This is a genomic window from Burkholderia sp. AU39826 (assembly GCF_020419965.1).
GTDB lineage: Bacteria > Pseudomonadota > Gammaproteobacteria > Burkholderiales > Burkholderiaceae > Burkholderia > Burkholderia semiarida.
In genome coordinates, this window is the sequence record NZ_JAIZQG010000029.1 from 1 (window position 1) to 20,523 (window position 20,523).

A 20,523-nucleotide genomic window follows, 5' to 3' on the forward strand; every position below is an offset into this window, starting at 1 on the left:
ACTCGGAGCCGGGCAAGCTGCAGTTCTCGGACGTGACGGTCGACCAGACCACCGGCTCGGTGACGATCCGCGCGGTGTTCCCGAACCCGGGCCGCGTGCTGCTGCCGGGGATGTTCGTGCGCGCACGCATCGAGGAAGGCGTGAACGAGAACGCGTTCCTGGTGCCGCAGATCGGCGTCACGCACGACCAGAAGGGGCAGGCGATCGCGATGGTCGTGAACGCCAGCAACAAGGTCGAGCCGCGTCCGCTGAAGACGACCGGCATGCAAGGCCAGAACTGGATCGTGGAAGGCGGTCTGCAGGCGGGCGATCACGTGATCGTGCAGGGCGTCGACAAGGTGCGCCCGGGCGCGACCGTGAAGACGGTCCCCGCGCAGCTCGCGCCGGCGGCCGATGCCGCCTCGGGCGCCGCTGCCCCCGCCGCGCCGGCCGCTGCCGGGTCCGGCGCCGCCGCCGCTTCCGGTGCCGCCGCATCGGGCGCCGCGCCGGCGAGTGCTGCCGCTGCTTCGAGCGCGCAATAACAGGGAGCCTGTTTCATGGCAAAGTTTTTTATCGATCGCCCGATCTTCGCGTGGGTGATCGCCATCATCCTGATGCTGGCCGGGGTTGCGGCGATCTTCACGCTGCCGATCTCGCAGTATCCGACGATCGCGCCGCCATCGATCCAGATTACCGCGAACTACCCGGGCGCTTCCGCGAAGACGGTGGAAGACACGGTGACGCAGGTGATCGAGCAGCAGATGAGCGGTCTCGACAACTTCCTGTACATGTCGTCGACGAGTGACGACTCGGGCAACGCAACGATCACGCTGACCTTCGCGCCGGGCACCAACGCCGACATCGCGCAGGTTCAGGTGCAGAACAAGCTGTCGCTCGCGACGCCGGTTCTGCCGCAGGTCGTGCAGCAGCTCGGTCTGTCGGTCACGAAGTCGAGCAGCAGCTTCCTGCTGGTGCTCGCCTTCAACTCCGAAGACGGCAGCATGAACAAGTACGACCTCGCGAACTTCGTGGCGTCGCACGTGAAGGATCCGATCAGCCGGCTGAACGGCGTCGGTACCGTCACGCTGTTCGGCTCGCAGTACGCGATGCGGATCTGGCTCGACCCGAACCGCCTGACCAACTACGGCCTCACGCCGGTCGACGTCAGCTCGGCGATCACCGCGCAGAACGTGCAGATCGCGGGCGGCCAGATCGGCGGCACGCCGGCGAAGCCGGGCACCGTGCTGCAGGCGACGATCACCGAATCGACGCTGCTGCAGACGCCCGAGCAGTTCGGCAACATCCTGCTGAAGGTCAACCAGGACGGCTCGCAGGTTCGCCTGAAGGACGTCGCGCAGATCGGCCTCGGCGGCGAAAACTACAACTTCGACACGAAGTACAACGGTCAGCCGACCGCGGCACTCGGTATCCAGCTCGCGACCAACGCGAACGCCCTCGCGACCGCGAAGGCCGTACGCGCGAAGATCGACGAGCTCGCACCGTTCTTCCCGCACGGCCTCGTCGTGAAGTATCCGTACGACACGACGCCGTTCGTGAAGCTGTCGATCGAGGAAGTGGTCAAGACGCTGCTCGAAGGTATCGTGCTCGTGTTCCTCGTGATGTATCTGTTCCTGCAGAACCTGCGGGCGACGATCATCCCGACGATCGCGGTGCCGGTCGTGCTGCTCGGCACGTTCGCGATCATGTCGATGGTTGGCTTCTCGATCAACACGCTGTCGATGTTCGGTCTCGTGCTCGCAATCGGCCTGCTGGTCGACGACGCGATCGTGGTGGTCGAGAACGTCGAGCGCGTGATGGCGGAGGAGGGGCTGTCGCCGAAGGAGGCGACCCGCAAGGCGATGGGGCAGATCACCGGCGCACTCGTCGGCGTGGCGCTCGTGCTGTCGGCGGTGTTCGTGCCGGTGGCGTTCTCCGGCGGCTCGGTCGGCGCGATCTATCGTCAGTTCTCGCTGACGATCGTGTCGGCGATGGTGCTGTCGGTGCTGGTCGCGTTGATTCTGACGCCGGCGCTGTGCGCGACGATCCTCAAGCCGATCCCGCAAGGGCATCACGAAGAGAAGAAGGGCTTCTTCGGCTGGTTCAACCGCACGTTCAACAACAGCCGCGACAAGTACCACGTCGGCGTGCACCACGTGATCAAGCGCTCGGGCCGCTGGCTCATCATCTATCTGGTCGTGATCGTCGCGGTCGGCCTGCTGTTCGTGCGCCTGCCGAAGTCGTTCCTGCCCGATGAGGACCAGGGCCTGATGTTCGTGATCGTGCAGACGCCGTCGGGCTCCACGCAGGAAACGACCGCGAAGACGCTCGCGAACATTTCCGACTACCTGCTGAAGGACGAGAAGGAAATCGTCGAATCGGCGTTCACGGTCAACGGCTTCAGCTTCGCGGGCCGCGGCCAGAACTCGGGCCTCGTATTCGTCCGCCTGAAGGATTACGCGCAGCGTCAGCATGCGAACCAGAAGGTGCAGGCGCTGATCGGCCGGATGTTCGGGCGTTACGCGGGCTACAAGGACGCGCTCGTGATTCCGTTCAACCCGCCGTCGATTCCGGAGCTCGGTACCGCTGCCGGTTTCGACTTCGAGCTGACGGACAACGCCGGTCTTGGCCACGATGCGCTGATGGCCGCGCGTAACCAGTTGCTCGGGATGGCGTCGAAGGATCCGACGCTGCAGGGTGTCCGTCCGAACGGCCTGAACGACACGCCGCAGTACAAGGTCGACATCGACCGCGAGAAGGCGAATGCGCTGGGCGTGACCGCGGATGCGATCGACCAGACGTTCTCGATCGCATGGGCGTCGAAGTACGTGAACAACTTCCTCGATACCGACGGCCGGATCAAGAAGGTGTACGTGCAGGCCGACGCGCCGTTCCGGATGACGCCGGAAGACATGAACATCTGGTACGTGCGCAACGGGTCGGGCGGGATGGTGCCGTTCAGCGCGTTCGCGACCGGTCACTGGACGTACGGTTCGCCGAAGCTCGAGCGCTACAACGGCGTGTCGGCGATGGAAATCCAGGGGCAGGCCGCACCGGGCAAGTCGACCGGTCAGGCGATGGCCGCGATGGAAACGATCGCGAAGAAGCTGCCGGTCGGTATCGGCTATTCGTGGACGGGCCTGTCGTTCCAGGAAATCCAGTCCGGTTCGCAGGCGCCGATCCTGTACGCGATCTCGATCCTCGTCGTGTTCCTGTGTCTCGCGGCGCTGTATGAAAGCTGGTCGATTCCGTTCTCGGTGATCATGGTCGTGCCGCTCGGCGTGATCGGTGCGCTGCTCGCGGCCACGATGCGCGGCCTCGAGAACGACGTGTTCTTCCAGGTCGGCCTGCTGACGACCGTGGGCTTGTCCGCGAAGAACGCGATCCTGATCGTCGAGTTCGCGCGCGAACTGCAGCAGTCGGAGAAGATGGGGCCGATCGAGGCGGCGCTGGAAGCGGCGCGCCTGCGGCTGCGTCCGATCCTGATGACGTCGCTCGCGTTCATTCTCGGCGTGCTGCCGCTCGCGATCAGCAACGGCGCGGGCTCGGCGAGCCAGCACGCGATCGGCACGGGCGTGATCGGCGGGATGATCACGGCGACGTTCCTCGCGATCTTCATGATCCCGATGTTCTTCGTGAAGATCCGTGCGATCTTCAGCGGCGAGAAGGAAGACGTCGACGAGGCGCTGCGCCTGGCTCAGGAGCACTCGCACCACGAAGAGAAGCCGGGCAACGGCGACGAAGGCAACAAGGGACAGTGATGATGCAAAAACACGCTTTGACTGCAATCGCAGTCGCGCTCCTTGCCACGGGCTGCACGATGGCGCCGCATTACAAGCGGCCCGACGCGCCCGTCGCGCAGGCGTACCCGGCCGGCGGCGTCTACGCGACGCAGCCGGGCGCGGCCGGCGCGCGCAGCGCGAACGGGCAAGCTGCGACCGCCATCGGCTGGCGCGAGTTCTTCGTCGATCCGCGCCTGCAGCGGCTGATCGAGATCGCGCTGAACAACAACCGCGACCTGCGCGTGTCGGTGCTGAACATCGAGGCGGCGCGCGCGCAGTACCAGATCACGCGCGCGGGGCTGTTCCCGACGCTCGACGGCACGGGCACTGGCAGCATCCAGCGCGTGCCGCAGGGTCTTTCGCAGACCGGTGCGCCGTACATCTCGCGCGCCTACAACGTCGGGCTCTCGGCGTCGTGGGAGCTCGACCTGTTCGGCCGCGTGCAGAGCCTGAAGGACCAGGCGCTCGCGCAGTACCTGTCGACGTCGTATGCCCGGCAGGCATCGGAAATCTCGCTGGTGTCGCAGGTGGCTGACCAGTACCTGACGCTGCTGTCGACCGACGATCTGCTGAAGGTCACGGAAAACACGCTGAAGACCGCGCAGGCATCGTACGACCTGACGAAGCTGCAGTTCGACAACGGCACGGGCTCCGAGCTCGAGCTGCGTCAGGCGCAGACGGTGGTCGAGACGGCGCTCGCGAACCAGCAGGCGCAGGCGCGAGCGCGTGCGCAGGCGCTGAACGCGCTGGTGCTGCTGATCGGCGAGCCGCTGCCGGACGACCTGCCGGCCGGCATGCCGCTCGACGCGCAGAATCTGCTGACGGACGTGCCGGCAGGCCTGCCTTCGGATCTGCTCACTCGGCGTCCGGACGTGATGCAGGCCGAGCAGACGCTGCTGGCTGCAAACGCGAACATCGGCGCGGCGCGCGCGGCATTCTTCCCGCGCATCTCGCTGACGGGCGCGTTCGGCACCGGCAGCCCGACGCTCGGCGGTCTGTTCAAGGCCGGCACGGCCGCATGGTCGTTCGCGCCGCAGATCACGATGCCGATCTTCGAGGGCGGGCAGAACATCGCGAACCTGAATCTCGCGAACGTGCAGAAGCGCATCGAGATCGCCAACTACGAGAAGGCGATCCAGTCGGCGTTCCGCGAAGTGGCGGACGGCCTCGCCGCACGCGGCACGTACGACCAGCAGATCGCGGCGCTCGAGCGCAACGAGCACGCGCAGCAGCGGCGCTTCGACCTGTCGGACCTGCGGTACAAGAACGGCGTCGACAGCTACCTGTCGGTGCTGACCGCGCAGACGGATCTGTACTCGGCGCAGCAGTCGCTGATCAGCGCGCGTCTGGCCCGCTGGACGAACCTGGTCGACCTGTACCGCGCGCTCGGCGGCGGGTGGATCCAGCGTGCCGGCGAAGCGCCGCGCGCGCCCGATGCGCCGGTCGACTACGACAAGGCGGCCGCGCCGGCGCCTGCGTCGGCAGCGGCGAACGGGTAAGCATGGAGAAGGGCGAGCGCGGTTTGCCGCGCTTGCGTGTCGAACCGGCTGTATGCGGAAACGAGAACGCCACGGACGAAAGTCCGTGGCGTTTTTTTGCGCTGACGGATCGAGCGCGGACAAGGCGTTGTCGTGCCGATGCGTGCGCCGCGTTGCGCTTGTACCAATTACGCCAATCACATCAATCTGTGCCGATCCGCGGTCGGTCGACATGGCGCATCGTGCCGCCGGCGACCGCCTTCCCGCGCGATGCAGGCTCGCGCGAGCATCACGCGTGGCCCCGCATCCTCAAAGCAAAACGCCACGGCATGCCGTGGCGTTCGTCGTTACCGCTTCGCGCCATCATCCGGCGCGGCGCGATCAGTGATGCAGATCGACAGGCCGCCCGTCGAAATCATGCCCCGCGCGACGGATCTCGCACTTCGCCTCCTTTTCGCCCTTCACGCCGTTGAACACGATGTTCAGGATCACGGCCGTGGCCGATGCGAGCAGGATGCCGCTGTGCAGGATCGGTGCAAGCGCGGGCGGCAGCTTCGAGAAGAAGTGCGGCGACACGACCGGCACGAGGCCCATGCCGACGCTCACGGCGACGATGAACAGGTTGTGCGAGTGGTTCACGAAGTCGACCTTCGACAGCACCTTGATGCCATTCGCCGCGACCATCCCGAACATCACGATGCCTGCGCCGCCGAGCACGAACGGCGGCACCGACGCGACGACCTGCGCCATCTTCGGAAACAGGCCGAGCAGCACGAGGATCACGCCGCCCGTCGCACACACGAAACGGCTCTTCACGCCCGTCACGCCGATCAGGCCGACGTTCTGCGAGAACGACGTATGCGGGAACGAATTGAAGATGCCGCCGATCAGCGTGCCGAGGCCGTCGACGCGCAGACCGCGCACGAGGCGCTCCTGGTTGACCGGGCGATCGACCATGTCGCCGACCGCGAGGAACATCCCGGTCGATTCGATGAACGTGACGAACATCACCGTGACCATCGTCACGATCGACAGCGGGTCGAAGTGCGGCAGGCCGAAGTGGAACGGCATCACGAAGCCGACCCACGGCGCATGCGCCACGCCGTCGGTGTTCACGCGGCCGAGCGCGAATGCGATCACGAAGCCGGCGACGATGCCGAGCAGCACCGAGATGTTCGCGATGAAGCCGCGGCCGTACTTGTTGATCAGCAGGATCAGCGTGAGCACGAGCAGCGACAGGCCGAGATAGACGGGGCTGCCGTACTCGGGGTTGCCGACGCCGCCGGCCGCCCAGTTGATGCCGACTTCCATCAGTGACAGCCCGATCACGGCGATCACCGTGCCGACCACCACCGGCGGGAAGAACCGCAGCAGCTTGCCGATCATCGGCGCGAGCACGATGCCGATGACGCCGGCCGCGATGGTCGAGCCGAAGATGTCGAGAATGCCGAGGCCGGGGTTCGTGCCGATCGCGATCATCGGGCCGACGGCCGCGAACGTGCAGCCCATGATGACGGGCAGGCGGATCCCGAAGATCCACAGGCCCAGCGTCTGGATCAGCGTGGCGATGCCGCACGAAAACAGATCGGCGCTGATCAGGAACGCGATCTGGTCTTTCGGCAGCTTGAGCGCCGCGCCGACGATGAGCGGCACGGCGACGGCGCCGGCGTACATGACGAGGACGTGCTGCAGGCCAAGCGTTACCAGCTTGCCGGTCGGCAGCACCTCATCGCACGGATGGACCGTGTTCGATTGCATCTGTCTCACTCCATGATCTTGTTTTCGGGGTGATACGAAGTTATTCGGAATGAATCCATGCAACAAGAGCACTGGGTTCTATTCCGTTCTTTGCTGGTTCGATATGCCATGTCGGTATGGAACGGGGGGGCGATCATCGGGAAACTGCCGCGGGAGTGACGCGTACCGGTTTTATAGCGCTTCAAAATAGCGCCGGCCCCCCTGTCAAATATGGGGTGCTTTATGGTGTGTATCGGGCGCGCCGCATAGTGGCAAAAAAGGGCGTACGGAAAACGTGCCGGGTTAACCCGCGAGCGGCCGCTTTTGCGTGCAAGGTGCGGCGTCGTCAATCTCCCGGCCGGCAGCACGTTCGATGTGTCGGCGCGGCGGCAAAAACCGGAGCGCGCATCGCGATCCCGTTATCATCGACATCCGTTCATCCGAATCTCCCTTCACGTCATGCGCCTGCTCGGAATCGACCTCGGCACCGGCTCCGTCAAACTCGTCACGCTCGATGCCGACGGCGTCGAGCGGGCCGTCGCGAGCGAACCTTACGGGTTGTCGTCGCCGCAGCCTGGCTGGGCGGAAATCGCGCCCGCCACGTGGTGGCAGGCGCTCGTGCGCGCGGCCGCGCGGCTGCCGGCCGACGAGCGCGCGCAGGTCGCGGCGATCGGTTTTTCGGGCCAGATGCATGGCGTCGTGCTGATCGATGCGGCCGGCGAGCCGGTGCGGCCTGCGCTGCTGTGGCCGGACACACGCGCGGTGCGCGAGGCCGACGCGGCCGACCGGCACGCCGCCGGAGTGTCCGTCGCCGGAATGCCCGTCGCCGGATTGCCCGTCGCTCCGAATCCCGTCGCGCCCGGCATGGCCGGCCCGCTGTTGCGTTGGCTCGCCACGCACGAACCCGACGCGCTGCGCGCCGCGCGCTGGGCCGTGCAGCCGAAGGACTGGCTGCGCATCGTGCTCGGCGGCGACGTCGCGGCCGATCCGAGCGACGCGTGCGCAACGGCGCTCGCGACGCCCGACGGCGCGTGGGACAGCGCATTGATCGAGGCGCTCGGCCTGCCGGGCGACCGCTTCGCGCCGGTGCGTGCGTCCACCGCGCGCTGCGGCGTGCTCGGCGCGCAGGCCGCCGCCGCGCTCGGCCTGCCGGCTGGCGTGCCGCTCGCGACAGGCGCGGCCGATACCGCCTGCGCGGCGCTCGGCAGCGGGCTGGCCGCGGCAGGCGACGCGCTGCTGACGACCGGCAGCGGCGGCCAGATCGTCGTGCTCGCGGATACGCTGCCGCCCGCGCGGCGCGGATTGCATCGCTATCGGGCGGCGGCCGGCGGCGGCTATTACACGATGGCGGCGATGCAGAACGTCGGGCTCGCGCTCGAATCCGTGCGCGGTTGGCTCGGCTATGCGCGATGGGCCGATGCGTACGACGATGCGTTCGCGCAGCCGGCGTCCGAGCGGCTGTGCTTCCTGCCGTACCTGAGCGGCGAGCGTTCGCCGTGGATGAACCCCGATGCGCGCGGCGGCTGGCTCGGCCTCGGGCTCGGCGACACGCGCGGCGCGATGATGCGCGCCGCGTTCGAAGGCGTCGCGTTCGCGTTGCGCGCGGGGCTCGATGCGATCCGCGACGCCGACCCCGGCGACGCGGTGGCGACGCTGCGCCTCGCGGGCGGCGGCTCGGTCGATCCGCGCTGGCGCCAGTTGCTCGCCGACGCGCTCGGCGCGTCGCTGCACGCGATCGATTGCCCGAACGCCGCGACGCGGGGTGCCGCGCTGCTCGCGGGCGTCGCGATCGGGCATTGGCGTGAAGACGCGTTGCACGCGTTGGCGCCGACGGCGTCGCCCGTCGCCGCACCGCAAGACGACCGCCCGCTGGCCGCACGTTACGCGCGCTTCGTCGATCTGTACGCCCGCACGGATGCATGGTTCACGACGGGCGTTTAAACTCGAACACTTGTTCTTTTGCGTCAGCGATGACGCATCCTGGCAAGCCGGTGGCCGTTTCCCGCACGCGACGCGCGCCGGGAGCGGCCATCATGGCGAGCACGAGATTCTTGCGCCGTGCCGCGCGGCACGGCTTCGATCGCTTTGCATGAGTCCCGGGCCGGCACCGACACGCCGGCCCGGGCCGATCTCACCGACACACAGGAGTGACACGATGAAAACGAAAGCCGCGATTGCATGGAAGGCGGGTGCGCCGCTGACGATCGAGGAAGTCGATCTCGAAGGGCCGCGCGCCGGCGAAGTGCTGATCGAAGTGAAGGCGACGGGCATCTGCCACACCGACTACTACACGCTGTCGGGCGCCGATCCGGAAGGGATCTTCCCGGCGATCCTTGGCCATGAAGGCGCGGGCGTGGTGGTCGACGTCGGCCCCGGCGTCGGCACGGTGCGCAAGGGCGACCACGTGATTCCGCTCTACACGCCCGAATGCCGCGAGTGCAAGTTCTGCCTGTCGCGCAAGACCAACCTGTGCCAGAAGATCCGCGCGACGCAGGGCAAGGGCCTGATGCCCGACGCGACGTCGCGCTTCTCGCTCGACGGCAAGCCGCTGTTCCACTACATGGGTACGTCGACGTTCTCGAACTACATCGTCGTGCCGGAAATCGCGGTGGCCAAGGTGCGCGAGGACGCGCCGTTCGACAAGATCTGCTACATCGGCTGCGGCGTGACGACGGGCGTGGGCGCGGTCGTGTACTCGGCGAAGGTCGAGGCCGGCGCGAACGTCGTCGTGTTCGGCCTCGGCGGGATCGGCCTGAACGTGATCCAGGGCGCGAAGATGGTCGGCGCGGACAAGATCATCGGCGTCGACATCAACCCGAAGCGCGTCGAGCTCGCGAAGAAGTTCGGGATGACGCACTTCATCAACCCGAACGAAGTCGAGAACGTCGTCGACCACATCGTGCAGCTGACCGACGGCGGCGCCGACTACTCGTTCGAATGCGTCGGCAACGTGAAGCTGATGCGCCAGGCGCTCGAATGCACGCACAAGGGCTGGGGCCAGTCGTTCATCATCGGCGTGGCGGCGGCGGGCGAGGAAATCAGCACGCGTCCGTTCCAGCTGGTGACGGGCCGCGAGTGGAAAGGCTCGGCATTCGGCGGCGCGCGCGGGCGCACCGACGTGCCGAAGATCGTCGACTGGTACATGGAAGGCAAGATCAACATCGACGACCTGATCACGCACACGCTGCCGCTCGAGCGGATCAACGAAGGCTTCGACCTGATGAAGGCCGGCGAGTCGATCCGCTCGGTCGTGCTGTACTGACCGGGAGCGCGCCGCCATGCTCGAACTCGTTTCCTCGCATGCGTGCCACGGCGGCGAGCAGCGTTTCTACCGTCACGATTCGGCGGCCATCGGCCTGCCGATGAAGTTCTCGGTGTACCTGCCGCCGCAGGCCGCGCAACAGCGCGTGCCGGCGCTGTTCTATCTCGCGGGGCTCACGTGCACCGACGAGACGTTCGCGATCAAGGCCGGCGCGCAGCAATACGCGGCGCAGCACGGGATCGCGCTCGTGATGCCCGATACGAGCCCGCGCGGCGCGGGCGTGCCGGGCGAGACGGATGCGTGGGATTTCGGCGTCGGCGCGGGTTTCTACGTCGACGCGACCGAAGCGCCGTGGTCGACACATTACCGGATGGAGTCGTACGTGACGAGTGAGCTGCGCGAGCTCGTCGTGGCCGAGCTGCCGATCGACGGCGCGCGGCTCGGCATCTTCGGCCACTCGATGGGCGGGCACGGTGCGCTGACGCTCGCGTTGCGTCATCCGGGCCTGTACCGGTCGGTGTCGGCGTTCGCGCCGATCGCCGCGCCGACGCGCTGCCCGTGGGGCGAGAAGGCGTTCTCCGGCTATCTCGGCGCCGATCGCGACGCATGGAAGCACCACGACGCGAGCGAGCTCGTCGCGCGCGCGGATGCGCCGAAGTTCGCGGAAGGGATTCTCGTCGATCAAGGTCTCGCCGATCAGTTTCTCGCGAACCAGTTGAACCCGGACGTGTTCGAAGCCGCGTGTGCGAAGGCGGGCCAGCCGCTGACGCTGCGTCGCCATCCGGGCTACGACCACGGGTACTACTTCATCTCGACGTTCATCGCCGATCACCTCGCGCATCATGCGCGTGTGCTTGCGCGGTGAGTAGTCTCTGACGCCACGTCGTTGCACTTCATCGGGCGACGTGGCGCGTCATTCGTCGTCAGGTACGCAAGGCGAGCCATGCCGCTGGAATGGACCTCGGGAAACCATTTGCAAGCATGAACAGGCAGACCCGCGCGCATTCCGGAAGGTCACGCAAGTACTTTGAAGCATCGGCGATCTCCACATTGACGGCATGCTGCATCGCAGGCGTGAAGTAGCATTCGCCAACAAGCACCGCATATCGCCGAAAATTCGTACGAGTTCTATGGCCGATCGAATAGTCTCGCTCAATAATGGCCAACAATTTAGTTGTTGAGATAGTTATTCAAGCGAGAGGTTATTTCGGATGGCGGAAATGGTTTGCGAAGTATCAAATAACTCCCCGAGCTGGGGGTTGATCAATCTGTTTGCGTGGAAGCTTGTTCCTGAACGATGGAATGGTGGTGTGAAGTATATCCAGAAGTTCAAGGATGCCTGGGTCTTGTACAACAAGCCGTATATCAGGGCAGCAGCAGGGCGAAACAGCTTGCCCCCGGAAATGCTCGCAGGCGTGTGCTGGATCGAGGTTGGCGGAGACCCGGAATTCATCGATCGCGTTGCATTCGAGGTGCGCGCGTTCGACTGGAGCGGTCCACCATTCGTCGACAAGCATCTGACACTCACGCGTCATCCTGCGATGACGTCATTTGGTCCCGTCAGCATGCAGCTTCGCACGGCGGCACAAACACTCGGAGTGGATCCGTTAAAAATGTCCGCCTCGCAATTCAGAGGTCTGGCCGATTGCCTTCAGCGCGATATCTTCAATATCGATCTAGTTGCACGTCATCTCCGGCAATTGGCGGAACGTGACGGATTCGAATTTCCATTTTCGGTCGATCAGCTTCGAATCATCGGGGCTCGCTACAATCGAGGAAGCGGATTATCTCTTGAGCAGATCAGAAAAAATACCAGCTATGGTGATTTTATCGTTAAGCACTGGCAACGTTTCGTTCGGCTCATGCAGTAATGCTTACGGGACCGACATGACTCGTCTAATCCATTTCGCCATTCATGCCGTGTGTGTCATCGGCTTGCTTGTTGTCCTTGCGATTACCGGGAACCAGTACGCGTGGATGCATGAAATTGATCCATCGGTCGCAATCGGTGCAATCCACGACGAAGCGGGCGACCGGAGGCTTGCCGCATATGTGTTCCTGATCGTCGTTGCCGTCACTCAAGTCGTGTTGCTCGCGAGATCCGGGGCCGCCGGCCGTAAACCTTGGGTCAGCGTCCTGATTCTCGCGGCAACGGGCGCATGCGCATGGAAAGCGAGCCTGTGACTTCGGCGACAGGCTTGGCGCGTCACCCGGGCCTGCGCAACAAGCTCGCCCCATACACCATCGCCGACAACGCCGTAATCCAGAAACTCGTCGGCCAATCCGTGTAATACGCGAGCACGATGCCGGCCCACGCTTCGAACAGCGCGAACAGCGCGGCGAGCAGCACGCCCGTCGACAGCCGCGTCGACACGTTCTGCGCGGCCGCGGCCGGCCCGACCAGCAGCGTGAACACGAGCAGCACGCCGACGATCTGCGTCGCCGCGGCCACCGCGAGCGCGCACACCGCCAGGAACAGCATCGACACCGTGCGCAGCGACACGCCCTTGGCCTCGGCCAGCTCGGGCTGCAGCGATGCGAATAGCAGCGGCCGCGCGATCAGCGCGAGCGCGGCGAGGCTCACGGCCCCGATGCCCGCGAGCACCGCGAGCGTGTCGTGACTGACCGCGAGCACGTTGCCGAACAGCAGCGCGGTGACCTGCGTCGCGAACGACGTATAGAAATGCAGGAACAGCAGGCCGAAGCCGAGCGCGCCGGACAGGATCACGCCGATCGCGACGTCGCGGCCCGCGAGTCTTTCGCCGAGCGCGCCCATCCCGACCCCGGCCGCGAGCGTGAAGCCGACCATCCCCCAGATCGGCGAGATGCCGAGCAGCACCGCGCCCGTCGCGCCGGTGAAGCCGACGTGCGACAGCGCGTGGCCCGCGAAGGTCTGCCCGCGCAGCACCAGGAAGTAGCCGACGATGCCCGCGAGCACCGCGACGATTCCCGACGCGGCGAACGCGTTGATCATGAAGTCGTATTCAAACATCGTGCGAATGCCCGGGATGAGCGTGTCCGTGGTGGTGATGGCCGTGGCTGCCGCCGTGCGAGTGCCCGTCGTCGTCCTCGTGTTCGTGATCGTGCTTCTCGATTTCGACGTCGCCCGACATCACGAAGATCTTGCCGTTCACGCGCATCACGTCGATCGGTGATCCATAGAGCCGCGACAGCACGGGCTTCGTGATCACCTCGTCGACGGTGCCGAGCGCGGCCACGCCGTTGCCGAGATACAGCACGCGGTCGAGCGCGTTCAGCAGCGGATTCAGTTCGTGCGCGGAGAACAGCACGGTGATGCCGAGCTCGCGCTGCACGTTGCGCACGAGTTCGACGACGCCGCGCTGATGGTTCGGGTCGAGGCTGATCAGCGGCTCGTCGAGCAGCAGCAGCTTGGGGTTGCCGAGCAGGCATTGCGCGAGCAGCAGGCGCTGCCGTTCGCCGCCGGACAGTTCGGACAGCGGCCGGCGCGCGAGCGACGGGCCGCCGACGAGATCGAGCACGCGATCGACGTCGCGGCGCGTGGCCGCATTCGTGTGCGGCAGGCCCCAGCGATGGCCGTCGGCGGCCATCGCGACGAAATCGTAGCCGCGCATCCGGCGGTTCGCGAGGCCGCTCCTGATCTGCGGCATGTAGCCGATCGACGCGTTGCCGCGCGCGACCGGCACGCCGCCGACCGACAGCGTGCCGGCCGACACGGGGACGAGGCCGAGCACCGCGCGCATCAGCGTCGTCTTGCCCGCGCCGTTCGGCCCGAGCACGCCGACGAATTCGCCGGGCTCGATCGAGAAGCTGACGTCGCGCAGGATCGTGCGGCCGCCCAGTTCGAGCGTGACGCGATCGACTGCGAGGGCGTGGGGAGTGGCGGTCATGTCGTGACGGTTGTCGGTTACTTGCCGGCCGAAAGCGCGTTGCCGAGCGCGTCGAGCTGGCTGGTCATCCATTGCTGGAAGGTCTTGCCGGCCGGCTGCGTCTCGGTGACGCTGACGGTCGGCACGCCGCCGTCGCGCGCGATCTTCAGCATGCGCCTGGTCATCGGTTCCTCGGCCTGGCTGTTGTAGATCAGCGCGCGTACCTGCTTCTTGCGCAGGTCGTTCTCGAACGCGGCGACGTCCTGCGCGCTCGCCTCGGTGTCGTTCATCGTCGCGAGCTGGAAGCGCTGGTTGCGCATGTCGAGGCCGATCGCGTCGGACATATAGCCGAATACGGGCTCGGTGGCCGTCACGGGCACGCCCTTGTACTTCGCGCGCAGTGCGGCGATCTTGTCGTCGACGGGTTTCAGCGACTCGACGAATTTCTGCAGGTTCGCGTCGTACTCGGCCTTGTTCGCCGGGTCGGCGCGGCCGAGTTCGGCCGCGATCGCGCGTGCGGCCGCCGGCATCGTCGCCGGGTCGTACCAGAGGTGCGGGTTGTCGCCGGCCTTCTTGCCGACGAGATCGGCGACGACGATCGTCGCGCGCTTCGCCTGTTTCGACGCGCCGAGCAGCTTGCCCATCCACGGATCGTAATCGGCGCCGTTGTAGATCACGACCTGCGCGTGCTGGAGCGCGCGAGCCGTCTTCGGGCTCGCTTCGAACAGGTGCGGATCCTGATCCGGATTGCTGAGGATGCTGGTGACTGCGACGTGGCGGCCGCCGATCTGCGACGCGACGTCGCCGTAGAAATTCTCCGCGGCGACGACGTTGACGGGCGCGGCCTGCGCGACCACGGGCGCGGCGAACGACAGCGCGGCGACGGCGGCGGCCAACCAGCGGACAGGCGACAGGGCGCGCCGCGGCGCGCGCTTCAGGGCAATGGACATGGAACTCCTCGTTGGAAGGGCGGCGCGTACGCCGCGCGATTCGGCGTCAGCGCTGCGCGGGCTTGCGCTTGCAATGCCCGCACAGGCCGCTCAGCTCGACGACCTGATGGTGGACTTCGAACCCGTGCGCGGGCTCGCTCGCGGACAACTGCTTCGCGAGGTCGCCGCCGGGAATCTCGACGGTGTCGCCGCACGAATCGCAGATCAGGAACTGGCCTTCGTGCGGCACGCCGATCTCGCAGCACGCGAAGAACGCGTTCTTCGATTCGATCCGGTGAATGAAGCCGTGCTCGACGAGGAAATCCAGCGCGCGGTAGACGGTGGTCGGCGGCACGCGGCCGCGTTGCGGTTCGAGTTCGGCGAGCAGGTCGTACGCGCCGATCGGGCGCTGCGCGGCCAGCACGCGTTCGTAGACCTGGCGGCGCAGCGGCGTCCACGCGAGCCCGTGCTCGGCGGCGAATGCGTCGGCCCGGGACAGCCGGGCGTCAATGGACGATGAGGTAGCCATGGCGTGAAGCAGGCGATGAAACACAGTATCGCGATGATATAACGTATCGCCGCACCGTGCAGCGCGAATTCCGTTTTCCGTCCTCGCTCCGTTCCCGTCGCCGCCGATGCCACTGCGTCGCACCGTGCGCGCCGCGCCTTGCCGTGCGGGCGCGGCGAGGCGTCGTCGTGCGCCGCCGTGCCGCAGCGCGTCATAGAAAGCCGTCACGTCGTCTTGACAGCGCGTATCGCGTATCCGATCATTCGATCACTAACAGAGCAATTGATCGGTCGCCGAGCGTTCGCTCACTTCGCGACCGGCATGCAACAGAACGAACCGGAGACAGCCAGTGAGACTGGAAGACAAGGTCGCGATCCTGACGGGCGCCGCAAGCGGCATCGGCGAGGCGGTCGCGCAACGCTATCTGGACGAGGGCGCGCGCTGCGTGCTCGTCGACGTGAAGCCGGCGGGCGGCTCGCTCGCGCGGCTGATCGAGGCCAACCCCGGCCGCGCGGTGGCCGTCACCGCCGACGTCACGCGCCGCGACGACATCGAGCGGATCGTCGCGACGGCGGTCGAGCGCTTCGGCGGCGTCGACATCCTGTTCAACAACGCGGCGCTGTTCGACATGCGCCCGCTCCTCGACGAATCGTGGGACGTGTTCGACCGGCTGTTCTCGGTCAACGTGAAAGGGCTGTTCTTCCTGATGCAGGCGGTCGCGCAACGCATGGTCGAGCAGGGGCGCGGCGGCAAGATCGTCAACATGTCGTCGCAGGCCGGCCGTCGCGGCGAGGCGCTCGTTTCGCACTACTGCGCGACCAAGGCCGCGGTGATCAGCTATACGCAGTCGGCCGCGCTCGCGCTCGCGCCGCACCGGATCAACGTGAACGGCATCGCGCCGGGCGTGGTCGACACGCCGATGTGGGAACAGGTCGATGCGCTGTTCGCGCGCTACGAGAACCGGCCGCTCGGCGAGAAGAAGCGGCTCGTGGGCGAAGCCGTGCCGCTCGGCCGCATGGGCGTGCCGGGCGACCTGACGGGCGCCGCGCTGTTCCTCGCGTCGGCCGATGCCGACTACATCACCGCCCAGACGTTGAACGTCGACGGCGGCAACTGGATGAGCTGAAAATGCCGCCGCTCGCACGCGCCGTTCGCGAGCCGGCCCGCTACGCGGCGGCAGCGCCGCACGCCGCGGCCGCCGTCGAACGAGGAGGGCTCGCATGATGGCCGAGATCGTCGTCGCCGGCGAACTGCTGGCCGAATTCGTCGCCGCCGAGCGCGGCCAGGGCTTCGATGTGCCGGGACTCTTCGCCGGCCCGTTCCCGAGCGGCGCGCCGGCGATCTTCGCCGACCAGGCCGCGCGGCTCGGCGCGCGCGTCGCATATGCGGGCTGCGTCGGCCGAGACGCGTTCGGCGATGCGATCGTCGCGCGGCTCGCCCGCGACGGCGTGGACGTCGCCCGCATTCGCCGCGTCGCACGGCCGACCGGCACCGCGTTCGTCGCGTATCGCGACGACGGCTCGCGCAGTTTCGTCTTCACGCTGTCGACCAGTGCCGCGGCATGCGTCGATGCGTCCGACGTCGACACCGCGATGTTCGACGGCTGCCGCTATTTCCACGTGATGGGCTCGTCGCTGACGAGCGAATCGGCGATCGCGGCCGTGCAGCGCGGCGTGATCGAGGCCGCGCGCGCGGGAGCCAAGGTGTCGTTCGATCCGAACGTGCGGCCCGAAATGCTGAGCTTTCGCCCGATGCGCGCGGCCCTCGACGAGATGCTCGCCGCGTGCCACCTGTTCCTGCCGAGCGAAGCCGACCTGCCGTTCTTCTGCGGGCCGCAGCCGGCCGAGCGCGCGATCGCCGGGCTGCTCGCGACGCATCCGCTGCTCGAGCGTGTCGTGCTCAAACGCGGTGCGCAAGGCAGCGTCGCATTCGATCGTGCGAACCGCGTCGACGCGCAGGCTTATCCGGTCGACGAAGTCGATCCGACCGGCGCCGGCGACTGCTTCGGCGGCACGCTGGTCGCGAGCCTCGTCGCGGGCATGGCGATCGACGTCGCGTTGCGCCGCGCGAACGCGGCCGGCGCGATCGCGGTCACGCGGCGCGGCCCGATGGAAGGCAACAGCAGCGCGGCCGAGATCGACCGCTTCCTGACCGAACGAGGTATCGCATGTCCGGCCTGACGACCGTTGCCGAGCGCACGCGCACCGCGCATGCAGGCACCGTGCTGCGGATGATCTTCGACGCGAACCGCGCGGACGCGCAGCGCGGCATCTATTCGATCTGCAGCGCGCACCGGCTCGTGCTGGAGGCCGCGTGCGAAGCCGCGCGCGCGGACGGCTCGCCGCTGCTGATCGAGGCGACCTGCAATCAGGTGAACCATCTCGGCGGTTATACGGGCATGACGCCGGCGGATTTTCGCCGCGACGTCGATGAGATCGCCGCGCGCTGCGGGCTCGCGCCGTCGGCGCTCGTGCTCGGCGGCGACCATCTCGGCCCGAACCCGTGGCGGCACCGCCGCGCGGCCGATGCGATGCGCGAGGCCGGTGCGATGGTCGCGGCCTACGTCGAAGCCGGTTTCGAAAAGATCCATCTCGACGCGAGCATGGCGTGCGCGGACGATCCGGCGCGGCTCGACGATCGCACGATCGCCGCGCGCGCGGCCGAGCTGTGCCGCGTCGCGGAAGACGCGGCGGCGCGCGCCGGAATCGCGCCCGTCTACGTGATCGGCACCGAGGTGCCGACGCCGGGTGGCGAGGTGAGCGGCGAGGCTGGCAACGACGCTGGCGACGACGCGATCGCGCGGATCGAGGTCACGCGCAGCGACAGCATCGCGGCGACGCTCGACGCGCACCGCCACGCGTTCTCGGCGGCCGGGCTCGACGACGCGTGGACGCGCGTCGTCGCGATCGTCGCGCAGCCGGGCGTCGATTTCGACGATCGCCACGTGCTCGATTACGACAGCGCCAAGGCGGCGTCGCTCGGCGCGAGTATCCTGCAGACACCGCGCCTCGTGTTCGAAGCGCATTCGACCGATTATCAGACCGAAGACGCGCTCGCCGCGCTCGTGCGCGACCACTTCGCGGTGCTGAAGGTCGGCCCCGCGCTGACGTTCGCGCTGCGCGAGGCGCTGTTCGCGCTGACGTTCATCGAGGACGCGCTGATCGACGACGTCGCGCAGCGCTCGCGGTTGCGCGACGTCGTCGATGCGGCGATGCGCGCGCAGCCCGAACACTGGGCGCCGTACTACCGCGGCGACGAGACCGCGCAGCGGCTCGCGCGCCAGTTCAGCTACAGCGACCGCATCCGCTATTACTGGCTGCAGCCGGCCGTCGCGGCCGCGGTCGAGCAGCTGTTCGGCAACCTCGCGCGGCAGCCGGTGCCGGAAACGCTCGTCGCGCAGTGGCTGCCGGACGTCTACGCGGCGTGCCGCGCGGGCGGCCTCGCGAAGGAGCCGCGCGCTTGGGTGCGCCACCGGATACGCGACGTGATCGCGCACTATGCGCGCGCGTGCGGGATGCAGCGGCCGGCATGACGGGCCGCGAAGGAAACCACGCAACACCGACGCAAGACCGACGACATTTCGAACAATCACAGGAGACATGCCATGCAACGAAAGATGCTCGACGCCGCCGCACGCTGTTTCGCCTCTGCCGCGCTCGCGACGGCGGCGTGCGCGGCGTCCGCCGGCACGCTGACGATCGCGACGCTGAACAACCCCGACATGATCGAGTTGAAGAAGCTGTCGCCGGCGTTCGAGAAGGCGAACCCGGACATCAAGCTGAACTGGGTGATCCTCGAGGAGAACGTGCTGCGCCAGCGCGCGACGACCGACATCACGACCGGCAGCGGCCAGTTCGACGTGATGGCGATCGGCACCTATGAAACGCCGCAGTGGGGCAAGCGCGGCTGGCTCGCGCCGATCACGGGCCTGCCCGCCGACTACGACCTGAACGACATCGTGAAGACCGCGCGCGACAGCCTGTCGTACAACGGCCAGCTCTACGCGCTGCCGTTCTACGTCGAAAGCTCGATGACGTTCTACCGCAAGGACCTGTTCGCGGCGAAGGGGCTGAAGATGCCCGACCAGCCGACCTACGACCAGATCGCCGAATTCGCGGACAAGCTGACCGACAAGTCGAAGGGCACCTACGGGATCTGCCTGCGCGGCAAGGCCGGCTGGGGCGAGAACATGGCGTACGTGTCGACGGTCGTGAACACGTTCGGCGGGCGCTGGTTCGACGAGAACTGGAACGCGCAGCTCACGTCGCCCGAATGGAAGAAGGCGATCAATTTCTACGTGAACCTGCTGAAGAAGAACGGCCCGCCGGGCGCGAGCTCGAACGGCTTCAACGAGAACCTGACGCTGACCGCGTCCGGCAAGTGCGCGATGTGGATCGACGCGACGGTCGCGGCCGGGATGCTCTACAACAAGCAGCAGTCGCAGGTGGCCGACAAGATCGGCTTCGCGGCCGCGCCGGTCGCCGCGACGCCGAAGGGCTCGCACTGGCTGTGGGCGTGGGCGCTGGCCGTGCCGAAGACGTCGAAGCAGCAGGACGCCGCGCGCAAGTTCATCGCATGGGCGACGTCGAAGCAGTACATCGAGATGGTCGGCAAGGACGAAGGCTGGGCGTCGGTGCCGCCGGGCACGCGCACGTCGACGTATCAGCGCGCCGAGTACAAGGCCGCCGCGCCGTTCTCGGACTTCGTGCTGAAGGCGATCGAGACGGCCGACCCGAACGACCCGTCGCTGAAGAAGGTGCCGTACACGGGCGTGCAGTACGTCGGGATTCCTGAATTCCAGTCGTTCGGCACGGTGGTCGGCCAGTCGATCGCGGGCGCGGTCGCGGGCCAGATGTCGGTCGACCAGGCGCTCGCCGCCGGCCAGGCCGCCGCCGACCGCGCGGTGCGGCAGGCCGGCTACAAGAAGTAACGCGCAAGCCGTCGCGCGGCCCGCATCGTGCGCCGTGGCACGCGGCGCGGGCCGGCGACGCTGACAGGCGGGC

General features: G+C 67.2%; 17 protein-coding genes. 12 read left to right on the forward strand and 5 right to left on the reverse strand.

The window, feature by feature from the left end; translation table 11 throughout:
- From LGM42_RS30205 to LGM42_RS30215, 3 genes are all read left to right on the forward strand, one after another.
- Positions 1-521: efflux RND transporter periplasmic adaptor subunit (locus tag LGM42_RS30205; RefSeq protein WP_226234179.1), on the forward strand; the 521-nt coding region annotated here is incomplete at its 5' end.
- A gap of 15 nt (positions 522-536) precedes the next feature.
- Complete coding sequence (gene bpeB, locus LGM42_RS30210) at positions 537-3,737, forward strand: efflux RND transporter permease BpeB (protein ID WP_059578522.1); 3,201 nt, start codon at positions 537-539, stop codon at positions 3,735-3,737.
- Positions 3,737-5,257: an efflux transporter outer membrane subunit gene (locus tag LGM42_RS30215; RefSeq protein ID WP_099316777.1), complete on the forward strand. Its 1,521-nt coding sequence runs from the start codon at positions 3,737-3,739 to the stop codon at positions 5,255-5,257. Before bpeB ends, LGM42_RS30215 begins: the two co-directional genes overlap by 1 nt.
- A 360-nt stretch (positions 5,258-5,617) precedes the next feature.
- Here the strand turns inward: LGM42_RS30215 and LGM42_RS30220 are convergent, their stop codons facing one another.
- Positions 5,618-6,994: a nucleobase:cation symporter-2 family protein gene (locus tag LGM42_RS30220; RefSeq protein WP_226234180.1), complete on the reverse strand. Its 1,377-nt coding sequence runs from the start codon at positions 6,992-6,994 to the stop codon at positions 5,618-5,620.
- Positions 6,995-7,432: 438 nt separating this feature from the next.
- Here LGM42_RS30220 and LGM42_RS30225 point away from each other — a divergent pair, with 438 nt between their 5' ends.
- From LGM42_RS30225 to LGM42_RS30245, 5 genes are all read left to right on the forward strand, one after another.
- Entirely contained in the window at positions 7,433-8,914 is a 1,482-nt protein-coding gene (locus LGM42_RS30225) for a xylulokinase (RefSeq protein WP_060313619.1), read from the forward strand.
- 214 nt (positions 8,915-9,128) lie between these two features.
- A complete protein-coding gene (locus tag LGM42_RS30230; RefSeq protein WP_006483756.1) occupies positions 9,129-10,235 on the forward strand; it encodes an S-(hydroxymethyl)glutathione dehydrogenase/class III alcohol dehydrogenase in 1,107 nt (368 codons plus the stop codon).
- A 16-nt stretch (positions 10,236-10,251) separates the two neighbouring features.
- Positions 10,252-11,100, forward strand: coding sequence for an S-formylglutathione hydrolase (gene fghA, locus LGM42_RS30235; protein ID WP_226234181.1), 849 nt, complete (start codon positions 10,252-10,254; stop codon positions 11,098-11,100).
- A 394-nt stretch (positions 11,101-11,494) separates the two neighbouring features.
- Positions 11,495-12,106, forward strand: a complete 612-nt coding sequence (locus LGM42_RS30240; protein ID WP_226234182.1) for a hypothetical protein — start codon at positions 11,495-11,497, stop codon at positions 12,104-12,106.
- A gap of 16 nt (positions 12,107-12,122) precedes the next feature.
- Positions 12,123-12,419 (forward strand): hypothetical protein, encoded by a 297-nt coding sequence (locus LGM42_RS30245; RefSeq protein WP_226234183.1) that lies wholly within the window; start codon positions 12,123-12,125, stop codon positions 12,417-12,419.
- Positions 12,420-12,441: 22 nt separating this feature from the next.
- Here LGM42_RS30245 and LGM42_RS30250 read toward each other — a convergent pair whose 3' ends face one another.
- Genes LGM42_RS30250 through LGM42_RS30265 form a run of 4 tightly spaced genes read right to left on the reverse strand, consistent with a single transcriptional unit; the run spans position 12,442 to position 15,541 of the window.
- On the reverse strand, positions 12,442-13,227 hold the full coding sequence (locus LGM42_RS30250) for a metal ABC transporter permease (protein ID WP_226234184.1): 786 nt from the start codon (positions 13,225-13,227) through the stop codon (positions 12,442-12,444).
- Positions 13,220-14,104 (reverse strand): ABC transporter ATP-binding protein, encoded by an 885-nt coding sequence (locus LGM42_RS30255; protein ID WP_059578500.1) that lies wholly within the window; start codon positions 14,102-14,104, stop codon positions 13,220-13,222. The genes LGM42_RS30250 and LGM42_RS30255 overlap by 8 nt, the downstream gene beginning before the upstream one ends.
- 17 nt (positions 14,105-14,121) lie before the next feature.
- Positions 14,122-15,033: a metal ABC transporter solute-binding protein gene (locus LGM42_RS30260; RefSeq protein WP_226234185.1), complete on the reverse strand. Its 912-nt coding sequence runs from the start codon at positions 15,031-15,033 to the stop codon at positions 14,122-14,124.
- A gap of 46 nt (positions 15,034-15,079) precedes the next feature.
- Positions 15,080-15,541: a Fur family transcriptional regulator gene (locus tag LGM42_RS30265; protein ID WP_011546084.1), complete on the reverse strand. Its 462-nt coding sequence runs from the start codon at positions 15,539-15,541 to the stop codon at positions 15,080-15,082.
- A gap of 328 nt (positions 15,542-15,869) precedes the next feature.
- Between LGM42_RS30265 and LGM42_RS30270 the strand changes: the two genes are divergently transcribed.
- The 4 genes from LGM42_RS30270 (at position 15,870) to LGM42_RS30285 (ending at position 20,450) form a co-directional block, all read left to right on the forward strand.
- Positions 15,870-16,646, forward strand: coding sequence for an L-iditol 2-dehydrogenase (locus tag LGM42_RS30270; RefSeq protein ID WP_048988957.1), 777 nt, complete (start codon positions 15,870-15,872; stop codon positions 16,644-16,646).
- 97 nt (positions 16,647-16,743) lie between these two features.
- Entirely contained in the window at positions 16,744-17,700 is a 957-nt protein-coding gene (locus tag LGM42_RS30275) for a sugar kinase (protein ID WP_226234214.1), read from the forward strand.
- Entirely contained in the window at positions 17,688-19,052 is a 1,365-nt protein-coding gene (locus LGM42_RS30280) for a D-tagatose-bisphosphate aldolase, class II, non-catalytic subunit (RefSeq protein WP_226234186.1), read from the forward strand. The genes LGM42_RS30275 and LGM42_RS30280 overlap by 13 nt, the downstream gene beginning before the upstream one ends.
- A 72-nt stretch (positions 19,053-19,124) precedes the next feature.
- Positions 19,125-20,450: an ABC transporter substrate-binding protein gene (locus tag LGM42_RS30285; RefSeq protein ID WP_059578487.1), complete on the forward strand. Its 1,326-nt coding sequence runs from the start codon at positions 19,125-19,127 to the stop codon at positions 20,448-20,450.
- The last annotated feature ends 73 nt before the right edge of the window (positions 20,451-20,523 follow it).

Bases quoted from the DNA above. Each gene is read 5' to 3' on its own strand.
- bpeB (WP_059578522.1), top strand. From the start codon at position 537: ATGGCAAAGTTTTTTATCGATCGCCCGATCTTCGCGTGGGTGATCGCC.
- LGM42_RS30215 (WP_099316777.1), top strand. From the start codon at position 3,737: ATGATGCAAAAACACGCTTTGACTGCAATCGCAGTCGCGCTCCTTGCC.
- LGM42_RS30220 (WP_226234180.1), bottom strand. From the start codon at position 6,994: ATGCAATCGAACACGGTCCATCCGTGCGATGAGGTGCTGCCGACCGGC.
- LGM42_RS30225 (WP_060313619.1), top strand. From the start codon at position 7,433: ATGCGCCTGCTCGGAATCGACCTCGGCACCGGCTCCGTCAAACTCGTC.
- LGM42_RS30230 (WP_006483756.1), top strand. From the start codon at position 9,129: ATGAAAACGAAAGCCGCGATTGCATGGAAGGCGGGTGCGCCGCTGACG.
- fghA (WP_226234181.1), top strand. From the start codon at position 10,252: ATGCTCGAACTCGTTTCCTCGCATGCGTGCCACGGCGGCGAGCAGCGT.
- LGM42_RS30245 (WP_226234183.1), top strand. From the start codon at position 12,123: ATGACTCGTCTAATCCATTTCGCCATTCATGCCGTGTGTGTCATCGGC.
- LGM42_RS30250 (WP_226234184.1), bottom strand. From the start codon at position 13,227: ATGTTTGAATACGACTTCATGATCAACGCGTTCGCCGCGTCGGGAATC.
- LGM42_RS30255 (WP_059578500.1), bottom strand. From the start codon at position 14,104: ATGACCGCCACTCCCCACGCCCTCGCAGTCGATCGCGTCACGCTCGAA.
- LGM42_RS30260 (WP_226234185.1), bottom strand. From the start codon at position 15,033: ATGTCCATTGCCCTGAAGCGCGCGCCGCGGCGCGCCCTGTCGCCTGTC.
- LGM42_RS30265 (WP_011546084.1), bottom strand. From the start codon at position 15,541: ATGGCTACCTCATCGTCCATTGACGCCCGGCTGTCCCGGGCCGACGCA.
- LGM42_RS30275 (WP_226234214.1), top strand. From the start codon at position 16,744: ATGGCCGAGATCGTCGTCGCCGGCGAACTGCTGGCCGAATTCGTCGCC.
- LGM42_RS30280 (WP_226234186.1), top strand. From the start codon at position 17,688: ATGTCCGGCCTGACGACCGTTGCCGAGCGCACGCGCACCGCGCATGCA.
- LGM42_RS30285 (WP_059578487.1), top strand. From the start codon at position 19,125: ATGCAACGAAAGATGCTCGACGCCGCCGCACGCTGTTTCGCCTCTGCC.